Origin of the sequence: Mesorhizobium sp. M0910, assembly GCF_040319465.1 — a bacterium.
GTDB lineage: Bacteria > Pseudomonadota > Alphaproteobacteria > Rhizobiales > Rhizobiaceae > Mesorhizobium.
In genome coordinates, this window is record NZ_JAMYNZ010000014.1 from 57,853 (window position 1) to 80,507 (window position 22,655).

At 63.3% G+C, this 22,655-nt stretch carries 30 protein-coding genes; 14 read left to right on the forward strand and 16 right to left on the reverse strand.

The annotated features are described in order from the left end of the window. Positions 1-132: 132 nt before the first annotated feature. From NKH78_RS27355 to NKH78_RS27365, 3 genes are all read right to left on the reverse strand, one after another. Positions 133-684, reverse strand: a complete 552-nt coding sequence (locus NKH78_RS27355; RefSeq protein ID WP_254819621.1) for a terminase large subunit domain-containing protein — start codon at positions 682-684, stop codon at positions 133-135. A gap of 79 nt (positions 685-763) precedes the next feature. Beyond that, positions 764-1,168: a hypothetical protein gene (locus NKH78_RS27360; protein ID WP_352645407.1), complete on the reverse strand. Its 405-nt coding sequence runs from the start codon at positions 1,166-1,168 to the stop codon at positions 764-766. 3 nt (positions 1,169-1,171) lie between these two features. Beyond that, positions 1,172-1,579, reverse strand: a complete 408-nt coding sequence (locus tag NKH78_RS27365; RefSeq protein WP_352884806.1) for a hypothetical protein — start codon at positions 1,577-1,579, stop codon at positions 1,172-1,174. Between the two features lie 1,194 nt (positions 1,580-2,773). Here NKH78_RS27365 and NKH78_RS27370 point away from each other — a divergent pair. Further along, positions 2,774-3,079 (forward strand): hypothetical protein, encoded by a 306-nt coding sequence (locus NKH78_RS27370; protein ID WP_254819625.1) that lies wholly within the window; start codon positions 2,774-2,776, stop codon positions 3,077-3,079. A gap of 39 nt (positions 3,080-3,118) precedes the next feature. Here the strand turns inward: NKH78_RS27370 and NKH78_RS27375 are convergent, their stop codons facing one another. Together NKH78_RS27375 and NKH78_RS27380 are read right to left on the reverse strand one after the other, a co-directional pair. After that, positions 3,119-3,550 (reverse strand): DoxX family protein, encoded by a 432-nt coding sequence (locus NKH78_RS27375; protein WP_254819626.1) that lies wholly within the window; start codon positions 3,548-3,550, stop codon positions 3,119-3,121. Between the two features lie 261 nt (positions 3,551-3,811). Next, positions 3,812-4,564, reverse strand: a complete 753-nt coding sequence (locus NKH78_RS27380; protein WP_352705245.1) for a tryptophan 2,3-dioxygenase family protein — start codon at positions 4,562-4,564, stop codon at positions 3,812-3,814. 157 nt (positions 4,565-4,721) lie between these two features. On the opposite strand from NKH78_RS27380, the gene NKH78_RS27385 reads away from it, so the two are divergent. After that, entirely contained in the window at positions 4,722-5,198 is a 477-nt protein-coding gene (locus NKH78_RS27385) for an Lrp/AsnC family transcriptional regulator (RefSeq protein ID WP_254819628.1), read from the forward strand. Here NKH78_RS27385 and NKH78_RS27390 read toward each other — a convergent pair whose 3' ends face one another. Then, the gene (locus tag NKH78_RS27390) at positions 5,199-5,672 is read right to left on the reverse strand and encodes an Lrp/AsnC family transcriptional regulator (protein ID WP_352472087.1); all 474 of its coding nucleotides are present in this window, start codon (positions 5,670-5,672) and stop codon (positions 5,199-5,201) included. It lies immediately after the preceding gene. A 111-nt stretch (positions 5,673-5,783) separates the two neighbouring features. On the opposite strand from NKH78_RS27390, the gene NKH78_RS27395 reads away from it, so the two are divergent. Then, a complete protein-coding gene (locus NKH78_RS27395; RefSeq protein WP_352705247.1) occupies positions 5,784-6,350 on the forward strand; it encodes an RBBP9/YdeN family alpha/beta hydrolase in 567 nt (188 codons plus the stop codon). Between the two features lie 60 nt (positions 6,351-6,410). Here the strand turns inward: NKH78_RS27395 and NKH78_RS27400 are convergent, their stop codons facing one another. Beyond that, positions 6,411-7,370, reverse strand: a complete 960-nt coding sequence (locus NKH78_RS27400) for a prohibitin family protein (protein ID WP_352740083.1) — start codon at positions 7,368-7,370, stop codon at positions 6,411-6,413. A gap of 295 nt (positions 7,371-7,665) precedes the next feature. Here NKH78_RS27400 and NKH78_RS27405 point away from each other — a divergent pair, with 295 nt between their 5' ends. From NKH78_RS27405 to NKH78_RS27425, 5 genes are all read left to right on the forward strand, one after another. Continuing rightward, the gene (locus NKH78_RS27405; RefSeq protein ID WP_254819632.1) at positions 7,666-8,034 is read left to right on the forward strand and encodes a hypothetical protein; all 369 of its coding nucleotides are present in this window, start codon (positions 7,666-7,668) and stop codon (positions 8,032-8,034) included. Continuing rightward, the gene (locus NKH78_RS27410; RefSeq protein WP_023675703.1) at positions 8,031-8,339 is read left to right on the forward strand and encodes a hypothetical protein; all 309 of its coding nucleotides are present in this window, start codon (positions 8,031-8,033) and stop codon (positions 8,337-8,339) included. Before NKH78_RS27405 ends, NKH78_RS27410 begins: the two co-directional genes overlap by 4 nt. A gap of 11 nt (positions 8,340-8,350) precedes the next feature. Further along, on the forward strand, positions 8,351-8,533 hold the full coding sequence (locus tag NKH78_RS27415; protein ID WP_023675702.1) for a DUF3606 domain-containing protein: 183 nt from the start codon (positions 8,351-8,353) through the stop codon (positions 8,531-8,533). Positions 8,534-8,774: 241 nt separating this feature from the next. Further along, positions 8,775-8,939: a hypothetical protein gene (locus NKH78_RS27420; RefSeq protein ID WP_023675701.1), complete on the forward strand. Its 165-nt coding sequence runs from the start codon at positions 8,775-8,777 to the stop codon at positions 8,937-8,939. A gap of 44 nt (positions 8,940-8,983) precedes the next feature. Next, the gene (locus tag NKH78_RS27425; protein ID WP_352705251.1) at positions 8,984-9,595 is read left to right on the forward strand and encodes a hypothetical protein; all 612 of its coding nucleotides are present in this window, start codon (positions 8,984-8,986) and stop codon (positions 9,593-9,595) included. Positions 9,596-9,610: 15 nt separating this feature from the next. On the opposite strand, the gene NKH78_RS27430 is transcribed toward NKH78_RS27425, so the two are convergent. Then, a complete protein-coding gene (locus NKH78_RS27430; protein ID WP_352884809.1) occupies positions 9,611-10,516 on the reverse strand; it encodes a S1C family serine protease in 906 nt (301 codons plus the stop codon). 249 nt (positions 10,517-10,765) lie between these two features. Between NKH78_RS27430 and yghU the strand changes: the two genes are divergently transcribed. Beyond that, complete coding sequence (yghU, locus tag NKH78_RS27435; RefSeq protein WP_352740077.1) at positions 10,766-11,653, forward strand: glutathione-dependent disulfide-bond oxidoreductase; 888 nt, start codon at positions 10,766-10,768, stop codon at positions 11,651-11,653. On the opposite strand, the gene NKH78_RS27440 is transcribed toward yghU, so the two are convergent. From NKH78_RS27440 to NKH78_RS27450, 3 genes are all read right to left on the reverse strand, one after another. After that, positions 11,650-12,444 (reverse strand): hypothetical protein, encoded by a 795-nt coding sequence (locus NKH78_RS27440; protein WP_352884810.1) that lies wholly within the window; start codon positions 12,442-12,444, stop codon positions 11,650-11,652. The genes yghU and NKH78_RS27440 overlap by 4 nt on opposite strands. Positions 12,445-12,782: 338 nt before the next feature. After that, positions 12,783-13,034, reverse strand: a complete 252-nt coding sequence (locus NKH78_RS27445; protein WP_352458715.1) for an exopolysaccharide production repressor protein — start codon at positions 13,032-13,034, stop codon at positions 12,783-12,785. Positions 13,035-13,189: 155 nt separating this feature from the next. Further along, positions 13,190-14,350, reverse strand: a complete 1,161-nt coding sequence (locus NKH78_RS27450) for a KamA family radical SAM protein (protein WP_502899856.1) — start codon at positions 14,348-14,350, stop codon at positions 13,190-13,192. A 487-nt stretch (positions 14,351-14,837) separates the two neighbouring features. On the opposite strand from NKH78_RS27450, the gene NKH78_RS27455 reads away from it, so the two are divergent. Further along, on the forward strand, positions 14,838-15,269 hold the full coding sequence (locus NKH78_RS27455) for an SAM-dependent methyltransferase (protein WP_352740071.1): 432 nt from the start codon (positions 14,838-14,840) through the stop codon (positions 15,267-15,269). Between the two features lie 61 nt (positions 15,270-15,330). Here NKH78_RS27455 and NKH78_RS27460 read toward each other — a convergent pair whose 3' ends face one another. After that, entirely contained in the window at positions 15,331-16,953 is a 1,623-nt protein-coding gene (locus NKH78_RS27460; protein WP_023675691.1) for an ABC-F family ATP-binding cassette domain-containing protein, read from the reverse strand. Between the two features lie 313 nt (positions 16,954-17,266). Between NKH78_RS27460 and NKH78_RS27465 the strand changes: the two genes are divergently transcribed. Then, a complete protein-coding gene (locus NKH78_RS27465) occupies positions 17,267-17,818 on the forward strand; it encodes a DUF4019 domain-containing protein (RefSeq protein ID WP_352740069.1) in 552 nt (183 codons plus the stop codon). Between the two features lie 416 nt (positions 17,819-18,234). On the opposite strand, the gene NKH78_RS27470 is transcribed toward NKH78_RS27465, so the two are convergent. Then, positions 18,235-19,140, reverse strand: a complete 906-nt coding sequence (locus NKH78_RS27470) for a LysR family transcriptional regulator (RefSeq protein ID WP_254819724.1) — start codon at positions 19,138-19,140, stop codon at positions 18,235-18,237. A 100-nt stretch (positions 19,141-19,240) separates the two neighbouring features. Here NKH78_RS27470 and NKH78_RS27475 point away from each other — a divergent pair, with 100 nt between their 5' ends. Both NKH78_RS27475 and NKH78_RS27480 read left to right on the forward strand, forming a co-directional pair. Next, a complete protein-coding gene (locus NKH78_RS27475) occupies positions 19,241-19,981 on the forward strand; it encodes an SDR family oxidoreductase (protein WP_352740067.1) in 741 nt (246 codons plus the stop codon). 35 nt (positions 19,982-20,016) lie between these two features. After that, the gene (locus NKH78_RS27480; RefSeq protein ID WP_352475732.1) at positions 20,017-20,217 is read left to right on the forward strand and encodes a tautomerase family protein; all 201 of its coding nucleotides are present in this window, start codon (positions 20,017-20,019) and stop codon (positions 20,215-20,217) included. Between the two features lie 24 nt (positions 20,218-20,241). Here the strand turns inward: NKH78_RS27480 and NKH78_RS27485 are convergent, their stop codons facing one another. Next, positions 20,242-20,391 (reverse strand): hypothetical protein, encoded by a 150-nt coding sequence (locus NKH78_RS27485; RefSeq protein ID WP_352705261.1) that lies wholly within the window; start codon positions 20,389-20,391, stop codon positions 20,242-20,244. A 158-nt stretch (positions 20,392-20,549) separates the two neighbouring features. Between NKH78_RS27485 and NKH78_RS27490 the strand changes: the two genes are divergently transcribed. Further along, complete coding sequence (locus NKH78_RS27490; protein WP_352705263.1) at positions 20,550-21,014, forward strand: GFA family protein; 465 nt, start codon at positions 20,550-20,552, stop codon at positions 21,012-21,014. A 39-nt stretch (positions 21,015-21,053) separates the two neighbouring features. On the opposite strand, the gene NKH78_RS27495 is transcribed toward NKH78_RS27490, so the two are convergent. Then, positions 21,054-21,824 (reverse strand): exodeoxyribonuclease III, encoded by a 771-nt coding sequence (locus NKH78_RS27495; protein ID WP_254819644.1) that lies wholly within the window; start codon positions 21,822-21,824, stop codon positions 21,054-21,056. Positions 21,825-21,833: 9 nt separating this feature from the next. Beyond that, positions 21,834-22,478 (reverse strand): alpha/beta hydrolase family protein, encoded by a 645-nt coding sequence (locus NKH78_RS27500; protein ID WP_352705265.1) that lies wholly within the window; start codon positions 22,476-22,478, stop codon positions 21,834-21,836. Between the last annotated feature and the right edge of the window lie 177 nt (positions 22,479-22,655).

Below are 22,655 nucleotides of genomic sequence, written 5' to 3' on the forward strand. Positions count from 1 at the left end.
TCTCGCTTATCCGCAAGCATTGGAGATTGGCGAAAGCCAATGCGACATCCAATCTCCCCACTAGAGGGGGAGATGTCCGGCAGGACAGAGGGGGGCGCGAAGGAACGCGAGTTGCGCGATTTCGCAGCCCTGTCATCCCCTCCCCATCCCTCCCACCTGCTCCGCGGACAAAAACAGCAGCACCACGTCCGACATGCCGAGCAGCGGCGTGAAGGTGACGATGGTGATGCCGCCGGTGGCGTTGGTGCGGGTCAGCCCTTCGGAATAGATGTCGAGCGGCGGCTCCTCGTCGAACCAGACGCCGTGCAGCGTCTCGCCCTGCCACTTCTCGCGGCCCTTCTCGTAACTCTTGAACGACAGCACGGATTCGCCGGCCTGCACGTCGCCACCGCCGCCCCAGGCCACCACGACGCTGTCGAGCGCGCCCGGCGCCCGCCCCGCCATCGTGCTGAGGATCGCGTCGGCCGGGATCATACCGGTGCCCCACGCCGCCTGCTGCTGCGGCGGGCCGATCAGGATGCGCTGCGGGTTGTCGCGCGTGCTTTCGCCGGTGACGCCGGCCGCCCACATCCGAACCGGACAGTCGAAAACCTTGCCTTGCCACCAATCTGGATAGCGGCCGGTGAGGTGCATCGCCCATTCGGCGCCGCCGGCCCTGGTCTTGCCGAGCTGGTTGCCGGCCATGAACAGGCGCTCGCGATTGGTCGCGCCGGCTGCATGGAACTCAGCCTGCCTGGGATAGGGCCGATAGGCGGCAAGCTGGTTAGTGCGGCGCCTGCGGTCCAGCTCCGCCAGCAGGCTGAGATATTCTGTCCTTGCCGCCCGGGTCTGCGAGGCCTTTTGCGAAGCCCGGCTTCTCGAGGAACGGCCTAAGGACGGCTTCGAGGCCGCGGATGCGCTGCCTGATTTCGTCATCGCTCAATGCATCCAGATTGTTAATGTTGACATTAAGATCCTTGGGCAGCACCGACAGCACGAGCTTCAGATACTGATCGGGCTTTTCGACGCGCACCTCGGCGATGACGCCGGCGCCATGGGCGCGAAAATCGGCGCGGATCGCTTCGAGAAAGCCGTCGGCCAGCGTCTTCTTCGGCCGCCTGGTTCGGCCGAGTTTGCCGGGTGCTTGATCGTGCGGCTGCGGATCGCCGGCGGAAGGAGCTTTGGCCATGCCCTACTCCGCCGTCCCGGCGGAGATCGCCGGCTTCTTGTTGCCTGGCCGCACGATGCGCTTGCGCGGCTGCGCTTTCTTGCCGGCGCGCGCCGACTTCGGTTTCGGCGGCTGGCTTGCCGATTTCGCATCGGTCGTCGTGCCAGGCCCCAACGTACCGGCGTCGGGCAACGCATTCAGCCTTGCCCTTAGAATTGCCACCGCCTTGCCGTCGAGTGCTGCCGACGGGAAGCCGAAGCCCCCGACCGCGTCGACGGTACCGCCACGCACCATGCCGATCCGCACGCCGGCGGCTATCAGTTCGAAGCGGCCGATGCGTGCATAGGGTGCGGCTCCGGCGAACTCGCCAATGGCACTGACGACCTCTTGGCCGTCATCGTCGGTGATCATGGTGGCGTAACGGTTGGACATGGTGCTTTTCCTGGGATGGGGCGCACGGCGGCGCGTTAATTTGAGGATCCTCGAGGTCGCGTTCCGTCGCGCCCCCTCTGTCCTGCCGGACATCTCCCCCACAAGGAGGGAGATTGGCTGTCATCACCGCTTTCGCCAATTTTGTAGGATGCAAAAAAGGTGCTGTCGCCCAAGCTGCCAATCTCCCCACTAGAGGGGGAGATGTCCGGCAGGACAGAGGGGGGCGCTGTCCCGCCAACTTCACAGCCGGCAGCACGCACATCATTCGATCGAAAGATAAAGCCTGAAACAAAAAACCCGCCTCGGCGGGCGGGTCGTTGGAGCCAATTAGCACCATACGCAGATTAGTAGCATAGCTGCCAGCACAAAGCAAGAACAAAATGTGGCAGGGTGGAAAAAAAGCGATTTCCTTTGCCCGCCGCGAGGTTGTGCTCAAGAAACGGTCGCCAAGGTTGTGTTCATTCGCGCCCCCTCTGTCCTGCCGGACATCTCCCCCTCTAGTGGGGAGATCGGCAGTTCCAGCGCCTCGCTGCGTCCGCCCACTTCACAGCCGGCAGATCACGTAACGTTTGGTCGAAAGGGAGCCTGAAACAAAAAACCCGCCTCGGCGGGCGGGTCGTTGGAGCCAATTAGCACCATACTCAGATCAGTAGCATAGCTGCCGGCACAAAGCAAGAACAAAATGTGCCATCGGCGGCAAAAAATGGGAACTTCCCTCGGTGCCTCGGCTGTCAGCCGGCAAGCTTGCGTTCCTTCGCGCCCCCCTCTGTCCTGCCGGACATCTCCCCCACGAGGGGGGAGATCGGCAGCTTTGGCGGCAGCGCCTTTTTGCACCTACAAAATTGGCGAAAGCGGCAATGACAGCCAATCTCCCCACTAGAGGGGGAGATGTCCGGCAGGACAGAGGGGGGACGCTGTCCCGCCGACTTCATAGCCAGCTCACGTAACGTCTGATCGAAAAAGAAGCCTGAAACAAAAACCCGCCTCGGCGGGCGGGTCGTTGGAGCCAATTAGCACCATACCCACATTAGTAGCATAGCTGCCGGCACAAAGCAAGAACAAAATTCACCTGAGACGCGAAAAAACGCAGAGTAGCCGATTGGCGAAGCACACTGGAATGTCCGGCGAGACGCCACCGTCCGGATCAGAACAGGCATTCGCGCGTTTGACCCTTAGCCAATGGGAGCAAAAATCATGAACGTCGCCAATCTGCAACTCGAAGGCCTGCTTATGGCCATCGCATCGATCAATCAGGTCCTGGTCCGCAAGGGCGTGCTCTCCGTCGAGGATATAGATATCGCATTGCGCAAGGCCGAAGCCAGCGAGACCAACGAGGAAAGGTCCGAGGGCATGTCGGCGTCGAGCCGCGACGCCGTCAACTTCCCGATCCGACTGCTGGAGTTGGCCAATCAGTGTCAGCCGGAGACGGACATGCCGTCCTTCTCGAAACTGGCGCGCATGGTTGGTCAGATCAAGGAACCTTACAACGACCAGATGTGAAGCGGCGATCGAGGATGACCGCCGCAGCAAGCTTTGGCATCATCCCCTGCCAAGCCTCAGCGCCAGGACGCGGCCCGGCCCGTGCACGGCGGCAAACAGCAGCCCGGCCAGGAAGGTGAAGTGATCGACGAAGAAGCCGAACTCCGCCTGGTTGCCGGCCCAGTGCGACGGCCCGTGGAAGGCGAAGCCCAGGAACAGCACATAGGCGCCGGCGACGAGTGCTGCCCATGAGAAGAAGGCGCCAGTCAGGAAGCATAGAACGAGGACGACCTCAAGCAGGGCTGCGCACCAGGCCAGGAAGAGCGGGAATGGAAACCCGGCCGCCGCGATATAGCCGGCGGTGGCGCCGATATCGACGAATTTGAAGATCACGGCCATCAGGAAGACGGCTGCGAAGATCAGGCGGGCGATGAGGATTGCCGCGGTCTGCCACGGCGACTGGACGGTTGATTGAGCGGTTTCCAAGGTCACGACCTCCTCCCAAGAGTTACGATGGTTGTGCCCCAAGGACGCACCACCAGCCGCAAGCCCGACATCATCCCCCGAAAAACCTGCAGGAGACAAGTGCGCGGGGAGAAGGCCTCGCAAGACCAGGTTCCTCGCCCCCATTCATGGGGGAGAGGTGGCGCGGCGAAGCCGCGACGGAGAGGGGACTGCGCCGGCAAAGAAAGGCCCTCTCCGGCCGCTTCGCGGCCCTCTCTCCGCCGCGAGGCGAGGAACCCGAGCCTGGAACTACCCTAAGTTCACCCCCGGCTTGCTGATCGGCTCCCGTACGGTTCCATACTGGCTGCCCCAGCGGTCGGTCATCGCCCAGCGTATGTCCCACAGTTCCGGGAAGAAGCGGTGGCGGGCGCCGGCCTCCAGCAATTCGACCGGCCTGCCCTTCAGCGATTTCGCGCCGAGGCCGATCGTGCGGTGGATGAGGTAGAGGTGGTTGGCGCGGAATTTCTGGAACAGCTCGTCGAACTCGACCAGCGCTTCGGCAACGACATAGCTGTCGCCGTGATCGTAGCCGGTATCGTAGACATCCTCGACCGAGAGGCCGCGGCCGTCGAGGTATGACGCCTTGAAGGCCCGCCACAGATCCGGCGGCAGACGCAACAGCTGCTTGAAACCCGGCGATTCCTGACCGCTGCCATTGCCGAGCTGCAGCCGGATCTGCTGGTATTCCTTGGGCGACATGGTTTCGAGCAGGTCGAGCTGCGCCGTCATCAGCCGCATCAGCCGGTGCACGCGCCCCATCAGCGTGACGATGCGATGCGTGTCCTGCTTTTCCAGGAAATCAACGACGTCGATCAGCGTGTAGGCGATGAGCTTCATCCACAGCTCCTCGACCTGGTGCACGATCTGGAACTGCAGCTCGTCGGCATTGACCATCTCGGCCAGCGGCTTCTGGCAGGCCAGCAGCCTGTCGCATTTGAGGTAGACGCCATAGTCGCGCATCTCAGGCGTTTCGATGCGGGCATAATAGTCCTGCTTGTCCATGGCCATGCTCCTTGCCGCGGCCGTTGGGCCGCAGGCGTTTGTTGGATCCCGGTCCCCCGAGTCTAATCGCTTTCTTGCCGAACATTGTCCCTTTCTGTTATTCGATTGGCGAGAAATGAAGGACGAAAGCTGCTTCTGAAGCAGACAGGAAGAACGAATGATGCTGGATGCGGTCGACCGGAAGATCGTCGCGGCGCTCGAACGCGATGCCCGCACCTCCTTTGCCGCGCTCGCCGACGAGGTCGGCTTGAGCAAGACGCCGTGCTGGAAGCGGGTCAAGGCGCTGGAGGATGCCGGCGTCATCCGCGGCTACTCGACCCGCATAGACCCGGCCAAGCTCGGCTTCGGCATCGAAGCCTTCATCCAGGTGTCGATCGATTTCGAACTGTCGGACGCCTTCGAGGCGGCGGTCAAACAGCATCCGCTGATCCGCCGCTGCCACGCCACGACTGGCGAGGCCGACTATCTCCTGCAGATCGTCACCGTCGACATGATGGCGCTCGACAGGATGCTGCGCGAGGAGCTCAGCCGGCTGCCCGGCGTGCGGCGCACGATTACCTCGATGGCGATGCGCGAGATCAAGGGCGGCATCTCGTTCGCCAATGCCGTCGGGCATACGCAGACCAAGCGATAGTCAGGCCCTGGTCATCAATTCGCGTCCCAGCCGCTTCGGTTGCTCGGCGCGCAGAACCACATTTGTCGTCACCGTGCCGTACCGGCCGATGCTGTCGACGATGCTTTCAAGGTCGGGCGGTGACGGGACCACGACCTTGACCAGAAAACAATCCTCACCGGTCACCCGCAGCACCTCGACCACCTCCGGCAATTGGGCGAACTTCTTCAGGCAGGCCTGGATATGCTCATGCGTGGTGCGCAGGCGGATGACCGCCATGGTGCCGAGCCCGAGCGCTGCCGAATTGATCACCGCCTTGTAACCGGTGATGACCCCGCGCTCCTCCAGCCGCTTCACCCGTTCCGAGGTGGCGGGCTGGGACAGTCCGACGCGGCGGCCAAGCTCGGAGATGCCGATGCGGCCATCCTCCTGCATGATCTCAATGATCGCCAGATCGGTGGGATCGAGCCTTGGCCGGTAATCGCCGTTCCGCATGATCGCCTTTAATCCATCGGATTTCTTTGCCGCTTTCCGATGATCTCTCATTCCGCCGCCGGGGAGAAGACCTAGAATTGCACGCGCTGCATCAGGAAAGAAGGGCTTCGCATGACCGAATTCATCATTGTGCCGGGCATCGACGGATCGGGCAAAGCCCACTGGCAGACTCATTGGCAGCAGGCAAACCCGGCGATGCGGCGGTTTAATCCGGCGAGTTGGGACGCGCCGGATTTCGACGACTGGGTGGCAGCATTGGAAACCGCTGTATGCCAGGCATGGACACCGCCGGTGCTCGTCGCCCATAGCCTCGGCTGTCTGCTGGTCGTACACTGGCAACGGATCTCCCCTCGCGAGATCAGCGGCGCGTTGCTGGTCGCGGTTCCGGACCCTGCGTCGCCGGCCTTCCCCTCCTCCGCCCGGGCCTTCGCCGACGCGCCGCAACAACGGCTTCGCTTTCCGTCGCTGATTGTCGCCAGCACCAACGATCCCTACGGCTCGCTGGACTATGTCAGGGCGAAATCCGAGCGCTGGGGCAGCGATCTCCATATCGCCGGGCCGCTTGGCCACATCAATGGCGACAGCGGGCTCGGCGACTGGCCGGTGGGAATGGAGCTGCTGACGGCTTTTCTCGGGCGAACGCAAGCAAGCGCCCGAGGCGCCGTGCTTCAGCCGTGACCGCAATGGGACGGCTACCTTGCCGCCGTCCTGATCTGGTTTGCGCCGCGGCGCCGCGCCTCAGTTCGATGCTGCGGCAGGTGTGCTGAGCTCCAGGAACGGCACTGTCGAACCCGGGATCATCGACTTCGGCAATTCGCCGTTCCATCTCTCCGCCTTGGTCAGTTCGACCAGCAGCGGATTGTTGGCGATTGCGGCGGCGCGAGCCTTGATGGCGCCCGCGGTCGCATCGCCTTCGACCCTGGTCTTGTAGGCGCTGGCCTCGGCTTCGGCCTTGACGCTGTCGGCGCGGCCCTTGGCCTGGGTGACAGCGATATCGGCCTTGATCTTTTCCTGCTGCAGGTTCTGTTCCTGCTTCTGCACCTCCACCTGCGCCGTCATCCTGGCTTCGACCGCCTGCTCGTAGGCGTCGGAGAAGTCGATGTTCTCGACCTGCACGCTGTCTATCATCACCGGGCCGTCGGTTACCGCCGCGATGGCGTCGGCAACGTCCTTGTTGAACTTCGCCCGGTTCTGGATAACCGACACCGCGTCGTACTGGCCGAACACGGTCTTGATCTCCTGCGGTGCTTTCCTGGCAATGACACGGTCGGCCAGTGCCTCGATCGATCCATAATTGGTGTAGACGTTGCTGACTTCGGCGGCCGGCACGTGGAAGTTGACGGTGACGCGCATGTCGGCCGGCTGCTGGTCGCGCGAATAGGCCTGCATGGCCGGCAGGCCGCCGCAAGCGTTCTGGTTCTCGCAGCCCCATTTGAGCACCTGCTGGCGCAGGCTGATCTTCTCGACGCGCTGTAACCACGGCAGCTTGAAATGCAGTCCGGGATCGACGACCGAACTCAGCGCCCCGTTGGTCAAGAGCACGCCGCGGTCGCCCTGATCGATCGTGTACCAGGATCCAAACAGCGCAAAGATGCCGAGCGCCACGATGAGGAGTGCGACCAGGCCGGAACCGATCGACCCCGACGCCGTCCCCGGCTTGCCCTGCGGACGGCCTGAATTGCCTTGCGTTTCGGTCATTACCCCACCCCAACCCGATTGCCCGTGCTGCTTTTGCCCACAATAGCGGCGGCATTGCAATCCTCTCGACATGGAAGGATCTTCGCGCCGGCCGGCCCCGGACCGGCGGGGTGGTTCAGGCTGGCTAGCGGATTTCCCCTGCAGCCGCGGCAGTACGCGTTGCCTGGCGTCTCCTTCTGCCGTTCGGCATCGCTTTTGCGCTTCGGGCAATCCTCGTAGTCGTGGTCGCGCCCACCGCAGTAGGAGCAGCATTTTGCCGGCGCGTCGGAGCGAAGCATCGTTGGCATGCACAAGGATGCACGAAAACCCGACAGATTGCGACGGCTTGCGCACCGGCAACGTCGATTTCGCCACGGAACCGCTGCCGCCGCATGAAAGTTATCTGCTCATTGCAACGGGAGCACAGGACATGGCCGACGACCCGAACCGCTACGAGACCGGAGCGAGGAAATATCCGGCAAAGATGAGCCCCGACGCGGCCGACCAATTTTCGCAGGATGCGGCCGGCAACAAGCCGCCTCCCGGCGGCATGGGATTGACCAGGCCGGCTGACGATTTCGACGACAAGACCCGGCATTCGGAGGGCCAGAACCCGCCGCGCGCAGCGATCCGGCCAGACGACAAGGCCACCGCCAAGAAGCCCGGCGAGGACGCAAAACGATGAACGTCGCCAATCTCCAACTCGAAGGATTGATGATGGCGATCGCGGCCGTCAACAACGCGCTGGTCCACAAGGGCCTGCTGTCGGTCGACGAGGTCGACATGGCGTTGCGCCGGGCCGAGGCGGCGATGACCAGCGACGAGCGTCTCTATGAAGACATGTCGCCATCCAACCGCGACGCCGTCTGCTTTCCGCTCAGGCTGCTGCAGGCGGCCAACAATGCCCAGGGCGAAACCGGCGTGCCGTCCTTTGCCGAACTGGCCAGGATGGTCGGCCGGACCAAGGAGCCCTATAACGACCAGATGTGATGGAGGACGCCATGGCCGACGACAAATCCAAGACCAAGCAGGATCGCAAACTGGTCTCAGGCGAAGAGCCTTACGAGGTCGCTGCCTTTGCCCGCAAATACGGCATACCGCAAAGCGAGGCCGCGACCATCATCAAGCGTTACGGCCCCTCGAGGAGGAAGCTCGACGCGCATATGGCGAGCCGCAACGCCTGAACCAATTCTGGCGGCGGCCGCCGTTCACGCCGGAAGCGTCCCTGCCCTGCCGCCTTGTCGAGAGTATCGGCACCGTCAGCCGTGACCTGTCGGGTTCGCCCCTGTGGGGATTCAACGCCTGGTTTTGACAGCCGCGGAATACTCTCGCCGCGCAACAACTCATTTACCTCGACGCTGTACCAGTCCGGTGAGCAAAGCCGGGGGTCGGATGCAGGAACAATTATTGCGCTATGAATGTGTCATGGAGCCGAACGGCCGTTGGATGGTGTGGGACATCGTTCACGATCTGCCGGCGCAATTTTCGGAGATCGCGCTGATCGGCCTGAGCCGTCGTGAAGCGGTTTCGCTCTGCCGGCTGCTCAACGAGACGAGCCGTTCCGAGACGCGGCAGAGCCGGGCCTCCTGAGAAGCGCGTGCGTCTCCGGCCTGCCCAGGCGAAGAGGATTTCACATGCGGTCGACAATATTCGGTTTGGTCCTGTTGCTGCCGGCCGCCGCACTGGCAGAACCGATCGAGACGCAGAAGATCATCACCGCGGCGACCGGCGATTGGAACGGCGACGGTGCCGCCGATCTGGCGATGATCGTCGAGACCGAGCCCGGCCATCCCATGGATCTGCATTTGTTCCTCAGGGACCGCGACGGCAATTTTCTCAGACCTGCCGGGGTCGTGCATGAACAGATTGACGGGGAATGGAAGGATTACGACCGGCCGGGCCCCGCCACATCCGACACCGAGCCCGAACTCACTACGCTCCCCAACGGCTCGATCAAGCTCTATATTCCGGCGATGGAGATCGGCAGCGAGCGGACCAATAAGACGCTGACGCTCGCCTGGCGCAACGGCACGTTCGTCGTCGCCGGTTTTGCCTACGAGTATTGGGATTACATGGACGACAATGTTGCCGGCGACTGCAACTACAATGTGCTGACCGGCAAGGGCAAAAGCAGCAAGAAGCTGGCGGACGGCACCACCAGGCAAGCGACCGTATCGGTCGAAGGCAAGGTCATCCCATTCGCGGAGTGGACCCCGGGCACTGGCTTCAGCGCTTGCGGAGAGTGAGAGGTTTCGGTTGCCTCACTGCAGCGGCGGCTTCCACAGCAGGCTGTTGCGATCGGCGGACTTGACGCGCAGCCAGGTTTCGCGGCCATCGCGCAGCACCCGGAGCGGGATCTCGGCACCCGCCGGGCCGCTCTTCCAAAGCTTGCGATAAAAATCGGCAAGCCCATCGACCGCCGTGTCGCGGACATCCGAGATGACATCGCCTTGGCGAAGGCCCGCCTGGGCGGCTGGACCGCCCTCGGCGACGCTCATCACCACGACCTTGCCGTCGCTCTCGGCCGAGAAGGCGCCGAGCCACGGCCGCGGCGGCTTGGCGACCTGCCCGCGCGTCAGCAGATCGTCGAAGATGGGCGGCAGAAGATCGATCGGCACCACCATGTTGATGTCGGCGACCTCGCCGTTGCGGCTCATCTGCAGGCGCAGCGAACCGATGCCGAGCAGCCTGCCATCCGCGCCGATGAGGCCGGCGCCGCCCCATGAAGGGTGAGCCGGCGCCGTGAAGATCGCCTCGTCGAGCAGATATTCCCAATAGCCGGCGAATTCCTGCTTGGTGACGATCCGCGCCCGCACGGAGCGGCCGACGCCGTCGGCGAGCACGACGGGATCGCCGATCTTGGCCCTGGACGCATCGCCGAGCGCAATGGCGGGCAGCCCGAGCGGCGCCAGCGCCTGCACCAGGCCGAAGCCCGACTCCTGGTCGTAGGCGAGCGCATGGGCGGGAACCACGCGCCCGTCCTGGTCGGCCAGCCAGACCTCCTCGGCCTCGGTGATGAGATAGCCGATGGTGAGTACCAGCCCGTCGCCGCGGATGACCACGCCACTGCCCTCGCGGCGGGTGCCAAGTGTATTTGCCGTGAAGGCGTCCTCTGGCACGGTGGCGCGGACGGCCACGATGGATCGCAAAAGGGGTTCGATATTCATGCTTTGGTTCCTGGCAATGTTCGCAGGCTGATATGGGCTATAGGTATGGCGCAGGTGATCAGGCGCAAGAGGTGGCGCCGGCTTTGGCGTGGACCGGCGCCGCGCCGTTCGCGCCGGGGTTTTGCATCAGCGCCGGCAGCCCTATCTGTACCTACGGCTATCCCAAGCTGCCCTATGCAAAGTTCCTCCGCCATTACCCACGTTGATATCTGATATCCTCCCAACCCAACCCTTCCAAAGGCCTCCCAAATGAACGACTACGCAACGGACCAATACACGCCGCCAAAAGTCTGGACCTGGAACAAGGCAAATGGCGGCGCTTTCGCCAGCATCAACCGGCCGACCGCCGGCCCGACGCATGACAAGAAACTGCCGGTCGGCAAGCATCCGCTGCAGCTTTATTCGCTGGCGACACCGAACGGCGTCAAGGTGACGATCATGCTGGAGGAACTTCTGGCGCTCGGCCACAGCGGCGCCGAATACGACGCCTGGCTTATCAGGATCAACGACGGCGACCAGTTCGGCAGCGGCTTCGTCGAGGTCAACCCCAACTCGAAGATCCCGGCCATGATGGATCGCAGTGGGAAAAAGCCGGTCCGCATCTTCGAATCCGGCTCGATCCTGCTCTACCTTGCCGAAAAATTCGGCGAATTCCTGCCGACGGAGCGGCCGGCTCGCGCCGAGACCCTGTCATGGCTGTTCTGGCAGATGGGCTCGGCGCCCTATCTCGGTGGCGGCTTCGGCCATTTCTACACCTATGCGCCGACGAAGATCGAATATGCCATCGACCGCTTCGCCATGGAAACCAAGCGGCAGATGGACGTGCTCGACCGACGCCTCGCCGAAAGCGAGTATTTAGGCGGCAACGACTATACGATTGCCGACATTGCGGTGTGGCCCTGGTATGGCGGGCTGGCCAAGGGCCGTATGTATGACGATTCCGGCGAGTTCCTGCAGGTGGAGCAGTACAAGAACGTGCAGCGCTGGGCCGACGCCATCGACGCGCGGCCGGCGGTCAAGCGCGGCCGCATGGTCAACCGCACCTTCGGCGAGCCTTCGATGCAGCTGCACGAGCGCCATGACGCCAGCGATTTCGAGACCAAGACGCAAGACAAGCTCGCGGCGGCCAAAAGCTAAGCGGACGACGCGCCGATCTCCCGCCTTGTAGGGGAGATTGGCAGCTTCGGCCGACTGCTCAAGCTCGCCTTCACCGCCGCCATCCACAGCCGGTCGATGTTGGCCAGGAATTTCTCGTCGAGTTTGTCGAGGTGCTTCCAGTACATGCCGTCTTCGAAGAAATAGCCGAGTTCCTTCTCGATCCTGTCGGCCTCCTCCGCCTGATCGAGCCGCAGGCCGGCAAACATCTCGGCCTTCATTTCCGAAAGCTGCGAGGAAGAAAGCGCGCCGAGTTCATCGAGCGTCAGCCGCGGGAAGACCAGCCGGCTGCGCGGCAGGTCGGATAGGTTGACGCACAGGCAGCCGCGCCGAAGCGCATGGATGAGCAGGCGGGCCGACTTCGCCTCGAGGTTGCGCAGGGTGACGTCGTTGCGCAGCGGATCGGCGCGGCCGACGCCGTAAAAATGCGTGTTGCCGGGCTGGTCGTAGATCATGTCGCAGCCAAGGAATGCCAGCACGTCCGGCTTCTGACTGTGGATCGTCCAGTAGGCCGCCGTCATCGACATGGTGCCGCCGGCATAGACGAAGCCACCAAAGCTGTTTTGCGCCGGCACGTAATGCGAGGCGCTGAAGATCTGCGCCTGCTGCAGGGGACCGCCTTGCGGCATCCGCTCCGCCGGGAAATCGCCGGCATGGACGAGGAAATCCCAGTCCGGGCGCACGCGCCAGGCGTTGTTGATGGCGACGATCTTGCCGAAGGCCTGCTTGGGCCAGGCGGCGCAGCGCACGACATCGGGGGCGCTACCGATCATCAAGATCACGTTCGGCGTTCCGTCGATCACCACAACCCTCTCGACCGGCCGAAATGCATCTCGATGCCGCCCGGTTGAACGGCTTTATAGCCTCAACGGCCCATCGAAAACACCAGCCGGATTTAAGCTGGCATCAACAAAAGGGAGCTTGCCAGCCGGTTGTAAAATGTGGCCTTAGGCACCGTCGTACAAACAGCAGGCAGGTTTTCCCGCTAGCCCAAAAACGACGATATGAGTTGGGCGATATATATTAGTTGACTAAACTAGCGGAACGTCCAATGCACATTCCCAGAACCGAACATGTCCTGTCTAGACCATGATATCTATATGGGACATTACTACATAAGCTGAACGCGACCTCGACGGTTCGGCGGCACAGCCCTCAGACGCCGCGGCTTTGCCGCCGCGCTTTTCGCCCCGGATCCGTAGATCAACCGGACGACGAACAGGAAATATCCAACCTGCATGACGATCAAGGTCAAGATCGTCCAGGCCAGCGTCTTCCAGATTGAACCCGTCGCAAGGTAAGTCGAGATCGCCACGATGGACGATGTGGTGGTCAGCCCCACCAGGAACTGTGGAAAGTTCATGACTTTTCTGCGCCGCCCCGAAACTCGCTACAGCCGGGACGAACTCCCCTAACCCATTACCCCGGACCAACGTTTTCACTATTTCAGCAATTGCGCAAGCACCAAATAGAACAGCAGTTAACGCATGCTTCCGTGATCAAGCGCTGCATGTCAGGTCACCAAGGTGGGCTGGCTTGGACGGCGGCTGCGCGTCCCTCCTCCCCAACCAGCTCTCCATAACCCCTCACCGCCCCATCAAGCCCACGTATTCGCCACGTCTCCCCTTCCCGTGCCTCAAGATGGGACGGGCCGAGCGGCACTTTCCCTCCGCCGTCCGGCAGGTCCAGCACGTAGACGGGATTGCAGATGCCCGACAGGCGCGCACGCAAGGCGCTGACCAGCGCCTGGCCCTCGGCGATCGTGGTGCGCCGGTGCGCCATGCCGCGCACGAGATCGCCGTGGTGCAGATAATAGGGTTTGACGCCAAGGCGATACATCAGCTCGCGGCACAGCTCTTCCAGCACCTCGACCGTATCGTTCACGCCTTTCAGCAGAACGCTCTGGTTCAGCAGCACGAAGCCGCCCTGCCGCAACGTGCGGCAGGCCCGCTCGGTCGCCTCCGTGATTTCGCGTGGATGATTGAAATGGGTGACGACAGTGACCATCAGCCGGCCCTGCAAGGCTTGAATCAACCCGCCGGTGACGCGCGACGGCAGCGCGACGGGTACGCGAGTGTGGATGCGCAACAGCCGCACATGCTGGATCGCCTCGACACGCGCGCGGATTTCCGCCAGCGCTTTGTCCGGCAGCGACAGCGGGTCGCCGCCGGTCAGGATCACCTCGCGGATTTCCGGATGGGCCGCGATATAGGCGAAGGCCGGCTCCAGCGCCTCGCGCGAAAAACCCCGGCCGATCGAGGTCAGCTGCTCCTTGCGAAAGCAGAACCGGCAATAGACCGCGCATTGATAGGTCGGGAACAACAGAACCCGGTCGGCATGTCGATGCGTCAATCTAGGCACGGGACTGAAGGCGTGGTCGGCGATCGGATCGTCGAGTTCGCCCTCCTGCTCTGCCAGTTCGTCGGGCGACGGGATGACCTGAAGCCGTATCGGATCGGCGGGGTCGTTCCAGTCGATCAGGTCGAGATAGGCCTTGGGAATGCGAACCTTGTGGCGCGTGGCCGCGGCTTCGGCCGCCGCCCGCTCGGCTGGCGACAGCGGCAGCGAATCCAGATCGCCTACCTGCCGCACGCCCTCGCGAACATCGTCCCGCCATGCGGCATCCGCCTCGCGAGCGCGCCGGTCATCGGCTGCCACGCCGGCCGCATCGACCGCCATGCTGGCGTCGGGGATGTCGGGATGTGAGGTCATCGCAGGCTCCTTGAATTTCGGGCCGGGGTACAGCATTGGAGCCAGGACTTGAAGGCAATAAGCGGTGTTTGGCCGGGTTGGAGGGCGCGGCAGGAAGCCACAACCGGCCACTGATCAGAACAATCGTCCAACATCGCTGACGCAAAACATTAGCTTGCTCTTATATTAGCTTGAGCGTATACACATAAACGGCCGGTGATCTACCCCCCAACCGGTTAGGCTCGGCGCCAGTTCCCTCCCTACCCCTCAGGTCAACGACGCCGGGCCGCTCGGAGTCCGCCCGGTCGCCCGCGGTCGAGATCGTCGACCTCTTCGATGTCGATCATGCCCCTGCTCAAGCAGCACCCAACTGAACATACCAGCTGAACACATCGGCGATGCCCGCGTCTCTCGGCCTTCCCGTCGCCGGCCGCGGTCGCTAATCTCGGATTGCGAAAAAGCTGGAGAAGAGCGTATGGCGAACGACTTGTCGCCAAGGCTTTTGGAGATCGTCAATGCGCTGCCCTTGCGGCGGGGCATGCGAGTGCTGGAGATCGGCTGCGGACCGGGTGCTGCAGCGCGCGAGATCGCGCGCCGGATCGGCGGTGGGCACGTGCTGGCGATCGACCGCTCGGCCAAGGCCATCGCGCAGGCCGGGGCCGCCTCGCGCGCCGAGATTGCGGCAGGCCGGCTGAGCCTTCGCCAGGTCGCCATCGAGGATTTCGAGTTGGAGGCCGATGAGAAGCACTTCGACATTGCCGTTGCGGTGCGCGTCGGCGCGCTGGACGGGCGTCATCCCGAAGCAGGAAAAATTGCCCTGCGACGGCTCAAGGCGGCGTTGACCGCGCAAGGCCGGCTGTTCATCGACGGCGGCGATCCGCTGCGCGAAATTGCGATACATGGCTGAGCACCTCGTGCTTGGCCTCCGGAATCGAGCGTCTACGTGACCGTGGGCGGCAGAGCCGGCCTCAACTCCGCAACCCCGGCGCCTCCTGCCCGGTGCGCTCGACATATTCGGTATAGCCGCCGCCATAGGTGTGGATGCCCTCGGGCGTCAGTTCCAGCACCCGGTTCGACAGCGCCGCCAGGAAATGGCGGTCATGCGAGACGAACAGCATGGTTCCCTCGTACTGCGACAGTGCCGTGATCAGCATCTCCTTGGTGGCGATGTCGAGGTGGTTGGTCGGCTCGTCCAGCACCAGCAAATTGGGCGGATCGAACAGCATCAGCGCCATCACCAGCCGCGCCTTCTCGCCGCCCGACAGCACGCGGCATTTCTTCTCGATCTCGTCGCCGGAAAAGCCGAAGCAGCCGGCCAGCGCCCTGAGCGGCGCCTGGCCGGCCTGCGGAAATGCGTCTTCCAGCGTCTGGAACACGGTGCGCTCGCCCTCCAGCACTTCCATGGCGTGCTGGGCGAAATAGCCCATCTTGACGCTCGGCCCGCGCGCCACCGTGCCATTGTCCGGCTCGGAAGCGCCGGCGACCAGCTTCAACAGCGTCGACTTGCCGGCGCCGTTGACGCCCATGATGCACCAGCGCTCGCGGCGGCGCACCTGAAAATCCAATCCCTCGTAGATCGAGCGGCTGCCATAGCCCTTGTGCACGTTCTTCAGCGTCACCACGTCCTCGCCGCAGCGCGGCGCCGGCTGGAAGTCGAACGATACCTTCTGGCGGCGCTTGGGCGGCTCGACCCGGTCGATCTTGTCCAGCTTCTTCACCCGGCTCTGCACCTGGGCGGCATGCGAGGCACGTGCCTTGAAGCGCTCGATGAAGGCGATCTCCTTGGCCAGCATCGCCTGCTGGCGCTCGAACTGCGCCTGCTGCTGCCGGTCGGCAATCGCCCGCTGCTGCTGGTAGAATTCGTAGTTGCCGGAGTAGGCGGTCAGCGAACCGCCGTCGATCTCGACCACCTTGTTGACGATGCGGTTCATGAACTCGCGGTCGTGCGAAGTCATCAGCAGCGCGCCGTCATAGTTCTTCAGGAACTGCTCCAGCCAGATCAGGCTTTCGAGGTCGAGATGGTTGCTCGGTTCGTCGAGCAGCATGGCGTCGGGCCGCATCAAAAGGATCCTGGCAAGTGCCACGCGCATTTTCCAGCCGCCGGACAGCTTGCCGACGTCGCCGTCCATCATCTCCTGGCTGAAGCCAAGGCCGTCCAGCACCTCGCGAGCACGCCCATCCAGCGCGTAACCGTCGAGCTCCTCGAAGCGGTGCTGTGCCTCGCCGTAACGGGCGATGATCTCGTCCATTTCACCGGCGCGATCGGGGTCGCCCATGGCGTGCTCGAGCTCGCGCATCTCGGCCGCCACTTCGCTGACCGGCCCGGCGCCGTCCATCACTTCGGCAACGGCGCTGCGGCCGGACATATCGCCGACATCCTGGCTGAAATAGCCGATGGTGACGCCGCGATCGACCGAGACCTGGCCCTCGTCAGGCTGCTCCTCGCCGTTGATCATGCGAAACAGCGTTGTCTTGCCGGCGCCGTTAGGCCCGACCAGCCCGACCTTCTCGCCCTTCTGCAACGCGGCGGAGGCTTCGATGAAGACGATCTGCCGGCCGTTCTGCTTGCTGATGCTTTCGAGACGAATCATGGTTTTCCAGGAAAGGCCAAAGGAGAGTTCCCGCGCCAATACGCGATAGGCCGCGCCGGCGGAAGCCCGCAAGTGGTGAGGCGCCCCGCGCCAAATTGTCTGAACCCGCCAGTTTCTTCCCCGGCTGGATCAGACCCGGTGGGACGGGACCGGCGATGACGCGCACGGCAAGAGGTTGGACTTCGAGATATGCGCAAATCCGCTTGCGGCAGCGCTAGTATGGCCCGCTATTGGGATGTGGGTTCAGTTTGAAATTCTGGCTATCGGCCGTGACCGGATTGCATTCGTGACAAGCTCCTGCGAAGAAATTCCCATGACACATGCAGCCGTAGCTTTCCTTGCGATCGTGACTTCGGTGTTGGTTGCGATCCTACCCGCACAATCGCAAGAGTGGACGCCCTCAGAGGACGCGGTTCGAGATGCAACGGAAACGGTTGGTCGCTATTTCCTTTCGCTCGATAGCCAAGAGTATGGGCGGGCATACGAAATGATAACTGATACCGCCAAAGCTTTGATCCCATCGAACGCCTTCGTGGAGCAAAGTAAACATTTTCATTCTCAGGCCGGCACTGTGCGTGAGCGCCGGCTACTCAAATTCACGTGGTTGAAGGACCCAGCGAACGCTGCCTTTCCTGGCGTTTATGCCGCAGTAGACATAGCGGCGAAGTTTGAAAACATCGATCGTTACTGCGGGTATATTGTCCTCTATCAGCGGCCGTCAGGTGGAAATTTTCGAGTCATGCGGGTCGAAAGCAACTTCATCGACAACGCTACCGCGAAAAGCATTGAAAAGACCCAATCGAAACTCGAATTGGATCGAGCATGGGCCGAGTTGTCGGCTAACTGTCCGAATTTTCCATCGTGAAGGGTCTGTTTTTGTACCTTCCGCGGCTTTTCGGCTTCCCTCGCTTCGATCAACGCAACGATGTCGGTGAGCTCCTATAGTTTGCCGGCCCTGGACGCGAACGCAGCGAGAGCGCAGCTTTTGTCCTCACCCAACCCCGCCCGTTACGGCATAAGCGCCGGCGGTGCGCCCGTCCTCAAGTCGCACGATGGCGGTAACGATCGAACCGTAGGCGGCGCGCCAGACGCTGTGGATCCTCTCTTGCTCTTTGGCCGGTACGACTTCCGGTGAAGCGCGCGTCGCTCCGCTGCATGGGGGACAGGCTCGCCGCCGACATGGACTGATGCGCTGGTCCCGGTCCCGATCTTGTCACTAAACCCAAGCGCGATGTTTATCTCGTCCGATCGCCTTCGCAAAGTAGCCGGCGGTCCGGACGATCACACCCGGCCCGATGTCCCGCCCTCGCCAAAAATCCCGGTCACCCAGTCGATGAACACGCGTACCCGTGGCGCGAGCTGGCGGTTCTGTGGGTAGAGCGCCGACAGCGGTGTCGGCGACGGCGGGTAATCCGGCAGCACTTCGACAAGCGTGCCGCGTGCGAAATCCCCGGCGAAGCGGTAATGCGGCGCCTGCACCAGGCCGAAGCCGAGACGCGCCAGCTCCGCCATCGTGTCGGAGCCGTTGACCGTCACCCGGTTCGGCAGCGTGACATAGCGCAACGCGCCGCCAACGGTGAATTCGAGCGGCATGATCTCGCCGGTCCGCGACGAGCGGAAGCCGACCATCAGATGGCCTTCGAGATCGTCGGGGGTTGCCGGCATGCCGTGCTTTTCGAGATAGGCGGGGCTGGCGCAGGTGACTTCGCGCAATGTTGCCACCCGCCGCACGATCATGCCGCTGTCGGCCTGTTCGCCGGAACGCAGCACGCAGTCGATGCCCTCGCGCACCAGATCGACCAGCCGGTCGCCGTCGCCGATATGCAGGTCGATCCCGGGGTAGCGGTCGAGAAATTCGGTGAGCCGCGGCAGGATGAAATGGCGGGCCATGAAGCCGTGCACGTCGATCCTCAAAAGGCCTTGCGGCTGCGCCGATTGAAAGCCGGCCTCGGCATCTTCGACATCGGCAAGGATTGCGAGGCAGCGCTGGTAATAGGCCTGGCCGTCCAATGTCGGCCTGACATGGCGCGTGGTCCGTTCCAGCAGCCTCACCCCCAGCCGCGCCTCGAGATCCTTGATCGCCTCGGTGGCGCTCGATCGCGACATCGACAGATCGGCGGCGGCCGCGGTGAAGCTGCCGCGCTCGATCACACGGGCAAGCAGGCGCATCCGGTCGAGACTGTCCATCGCCATTGTTCGCCATATCCGAATGGTGTTGGCAAGTCCCGAGCGATTATCCCGCAGGATTTATCGCCTATTTTCAGCCGACAAGAATTGGAGAGCTGACATGACTGCGCAGAATGCAAAGGTGGCGCTGGTAACCGGCGCCTCGAAGGGTATCGGCGCCGAAATTGCCAGAAGGCTGGCACGCGACGGCTTTTCGGTCGTCGTCAACTATGCCAGGGGCGCCGAAGCAGCCGAAGGCGTGGTGCGCGGGATCGAGGCGGCGGGCGGCACGGCGATCGCCGTTCAGGCCGATGTCGGCGATCCCAAAGGCGTGGCGCATCTGTTCGGCGCAGCCGAGCAGGCGTTTGGCGGCCTCGACGTGCTGGTCAACAACGCCGGCATCATGAAGCTCGCGCCGATCGCGCAGATGGACGACACCGGTTTCGAGCAGCAGGTCGCGGTGAACCTTGGTGGCGTCTTCCGTGGCATGCGCGAGGCCGCACGAAGGCTGCGCGACGGCGGCCGCGTCGTCAGCTTCTCGTCCAGCGTGGTCGGGCTCTACCAGCCGACCTACGGCGTTTACGCTGCCACCAAGGCCGGCGTCGAGGCGATGACGCATGTGCTGGCCAAGGAACTCGGGCCGCGCGGCATCACAGTCAATGTCGTGGCGCCGGGGCCGGTGGCCACCGAGCTGTTCCTCGGCGGCAAGTCTGAGGCACTGGTCGAAACGATCACCAGGATGATCCCGCTGGGGCGGCTCGGCCAGCCCGCCGACATCGCCGGCGTGGTGTCGTTCCTCGCCGGACCGGACAGCGGCTGGGTCAACGGCCAGGTGCTGCGCGCCAATGGCGGCACGGTCTGACTTTACCTTCCAACAACCAACAGGAAATCGACGTCATGCCCTTTGCAAACTTCAAGGTACCTGAGCGCGCGCTGTCCGCCGCACAGAAGGAGGACCTCGTCCACAAGACCACAGCCCTGTTCGTCGAAATGTTCGGCGAAGGCGTGCGCCCCTACACCATGGTGCTGATCGAGGAGGTCGCCGATGGCGGCTACGGCCGCGCCGACGTGGTGTTCACGATTCCTGGGGCAGGATAAAATCCTGAACCCTAAGCACCGCCTTCACCCGCTCGAGCGCCAGCTCGTCATGAAGCTTTCGATGGAAAAGACGTTGCAATAGGCGCCAAGGCCGCGCAGCGACGAGACGCGCAACGGCATGTCGGCAACGAAATGCCAGTTCACCCGCTGGTTCGGCGCGAACAGCTTCGTCAATCATGTGATCGCTTCAACTTGCGATCACCGCGGCCGCGAGAACGCGGGTTCGGGGACGGCTAAGCTGCCGATGCCTTCTTTGAGGGACCGTCAAGGGAGAGATTGCAGCATGGCGGTCGCGCGCTAGATCGCTGGCAGAGGCTAACGCGAGGCCAGCCATGGACGATTGGAAGCTACCTTGGGACGGCGGTTGCCTATGCGGCGGGATACGCTTTCGCGTAAGTGCGCCGCCTTTGCTGACGACGGCGTGTCACTGCACCGGCTGCCAGAAACTGAGCGCCAGCGCGTATTCCTTGACCATCGCCGTGCCGAGCGACGGTTTCGCCGTCACCCAAGGCGAGCCGGTGGTCGGCGGCCTGCACGGCCCGCACCGGCAACTCTACTGCCCGCATTGCAAGAACTGGATGTTCACGCGTCCGCATGGCCTGGACTTTTTCGTCAACATTCGCGCGACCATGCTGAACGAGCACCATTGGTATGTGCCTTTCGTCGAAGTCTTCACATCGGAAAGGCTGCCCTGGGCTTCGACCGCCGCTACCCACAGTTTTGCTACGCAGCCCGACCTTGAGGGATACGCCCCTTTGATCGAAGCATTCGCCCGTGAAGCGGCGCGGCCAAGCTGACTGGTTGGCGCCCGGAAAGGCGGGGCCAGTCTTCGTGCTTCACCGCAACTCCACCCAGACAGGCGCGTGGTCGCTGGCGCCGGTCTCGCCACGCACGTCGCGGTCGATGCCCGCCGCGACCAGCCGGCGCGACAGCTTCTTCGAGAGCAAGATATGGTCGAGCCGCAGGCCGGCATCGCGCGGCCAGCGATTGCGGCGATAGTCCCAGAATGTGTAGAGCGTCTCCGTCGGGTGCTTCTTGCGCAGCGCGTCAAGCCAGCCCTGGTCGAGCAGCCGCTGGAACGACGCGCGGCTTTCCGGCTGCACCAGCGCGTTGTCGTCATAGGAGCGGGTCGGGTAGATGTCGCGCGCCTCGGGCACGATGTTGTAGTCGCCGGCCAGCACCACGGGCAGGCCGGTGTCGAGCAACTGCGCCGCATGCGCCTCCAGCCTTTCGTGCCAGGCCAGCTTGTACTGGAATTTCGGGCCGGGCTGCGGGTTGCCGTTCGGCGCGTAGAGCGAGGCGACGACGATACCGTTGACCGCCGCTTCGATGTAGCGCGCCTGCTGATCGCTATCGTCGCCGGGCAGCGCCTCGCGGGTCAGAACGGGTTCTGAGCCACGCGAAAGGATGGCGACGCCGTTCCAGGTCGGCTGCCCGACCCAAACCGCGCCGTAGCCGGCGGCCGCCAGCGCAGTGCGCGGAAACTGCGTCTGTCTCGCCTTGAGCTCCTGCAGGCAGGCGATGTCGGGTTTGGCGGCGGCCAGCCATGCGAGCAGGTTCGGCAGCCGGCTGTTGATGTTGTTGACGTTGAAGGTGGCGATCTTCATCGGCCTGCTTCAGCGCACGATGCGTTCGGTCCACGCCTTCACCGCATCAGCGAGCGTCTTCAGATGATCGGCGATGGAGAAGCCGGAGATGTTTTTGCGCGGCTTCAGATCATGGTCGCCATCTTCCAGCCAGAGAATCTCGATCGCCTCGGACAGAGCATAGGTCGCGACCTCGTCTTTGGTCCCGAACTCGTCGCGCGTGCCCTGGAGGATCAATGTCGGCGTCTTGAGATCGGCGAGGTGCTTTGTCCGAAGCTGCGTCGGTTTGTCCGGCGGATGGAACGGATAGCCGAGGCAAAGCAGGCCCGAGATCTCGCCCTTCGAAAACATCTCGTCGGCGATCATCGAAGCGACGCGTCCGCCCATCGACTTGCCGCCGATGATGAGCGGCCCCTCCACGCCCTTCGCCCTGAGGTCGGCGATCGCCTTGACGTATTCCGGGTTAACCGTCTCGGCGCGCGGCGGCGGCTTGCGATGGCCGTAGCGGCGGGCGGCCATGTAGTGGAATTCAAAGCGCGCGACGCGGAAACCGGCCGCGGCGAGCGTTTTTGCCGTGGCTGTCAGCGAGGGCGAGTCCATAGGAGCGCCTGCGCCATGCGCGAGCAGGATGGTGTTGGCGGCGGTGTCGGGGCCGTCGAAGAGAAAGGTGGTCATGGGGCGGTCCACTTATAGAGGCCGCGCTCCGTCCCACCCCCCTCTGTCCTACCGGACATCTCCCCCTCAAGGGGGGAGATTGGATGTCGCCGCCGGTTTCGCCAACCACTAAAGCTGAAAGGCACGCGGGGCACCGAAGCTGCCGATCTCCCCCCTTGAGGGGGAGATGTCCGGCAG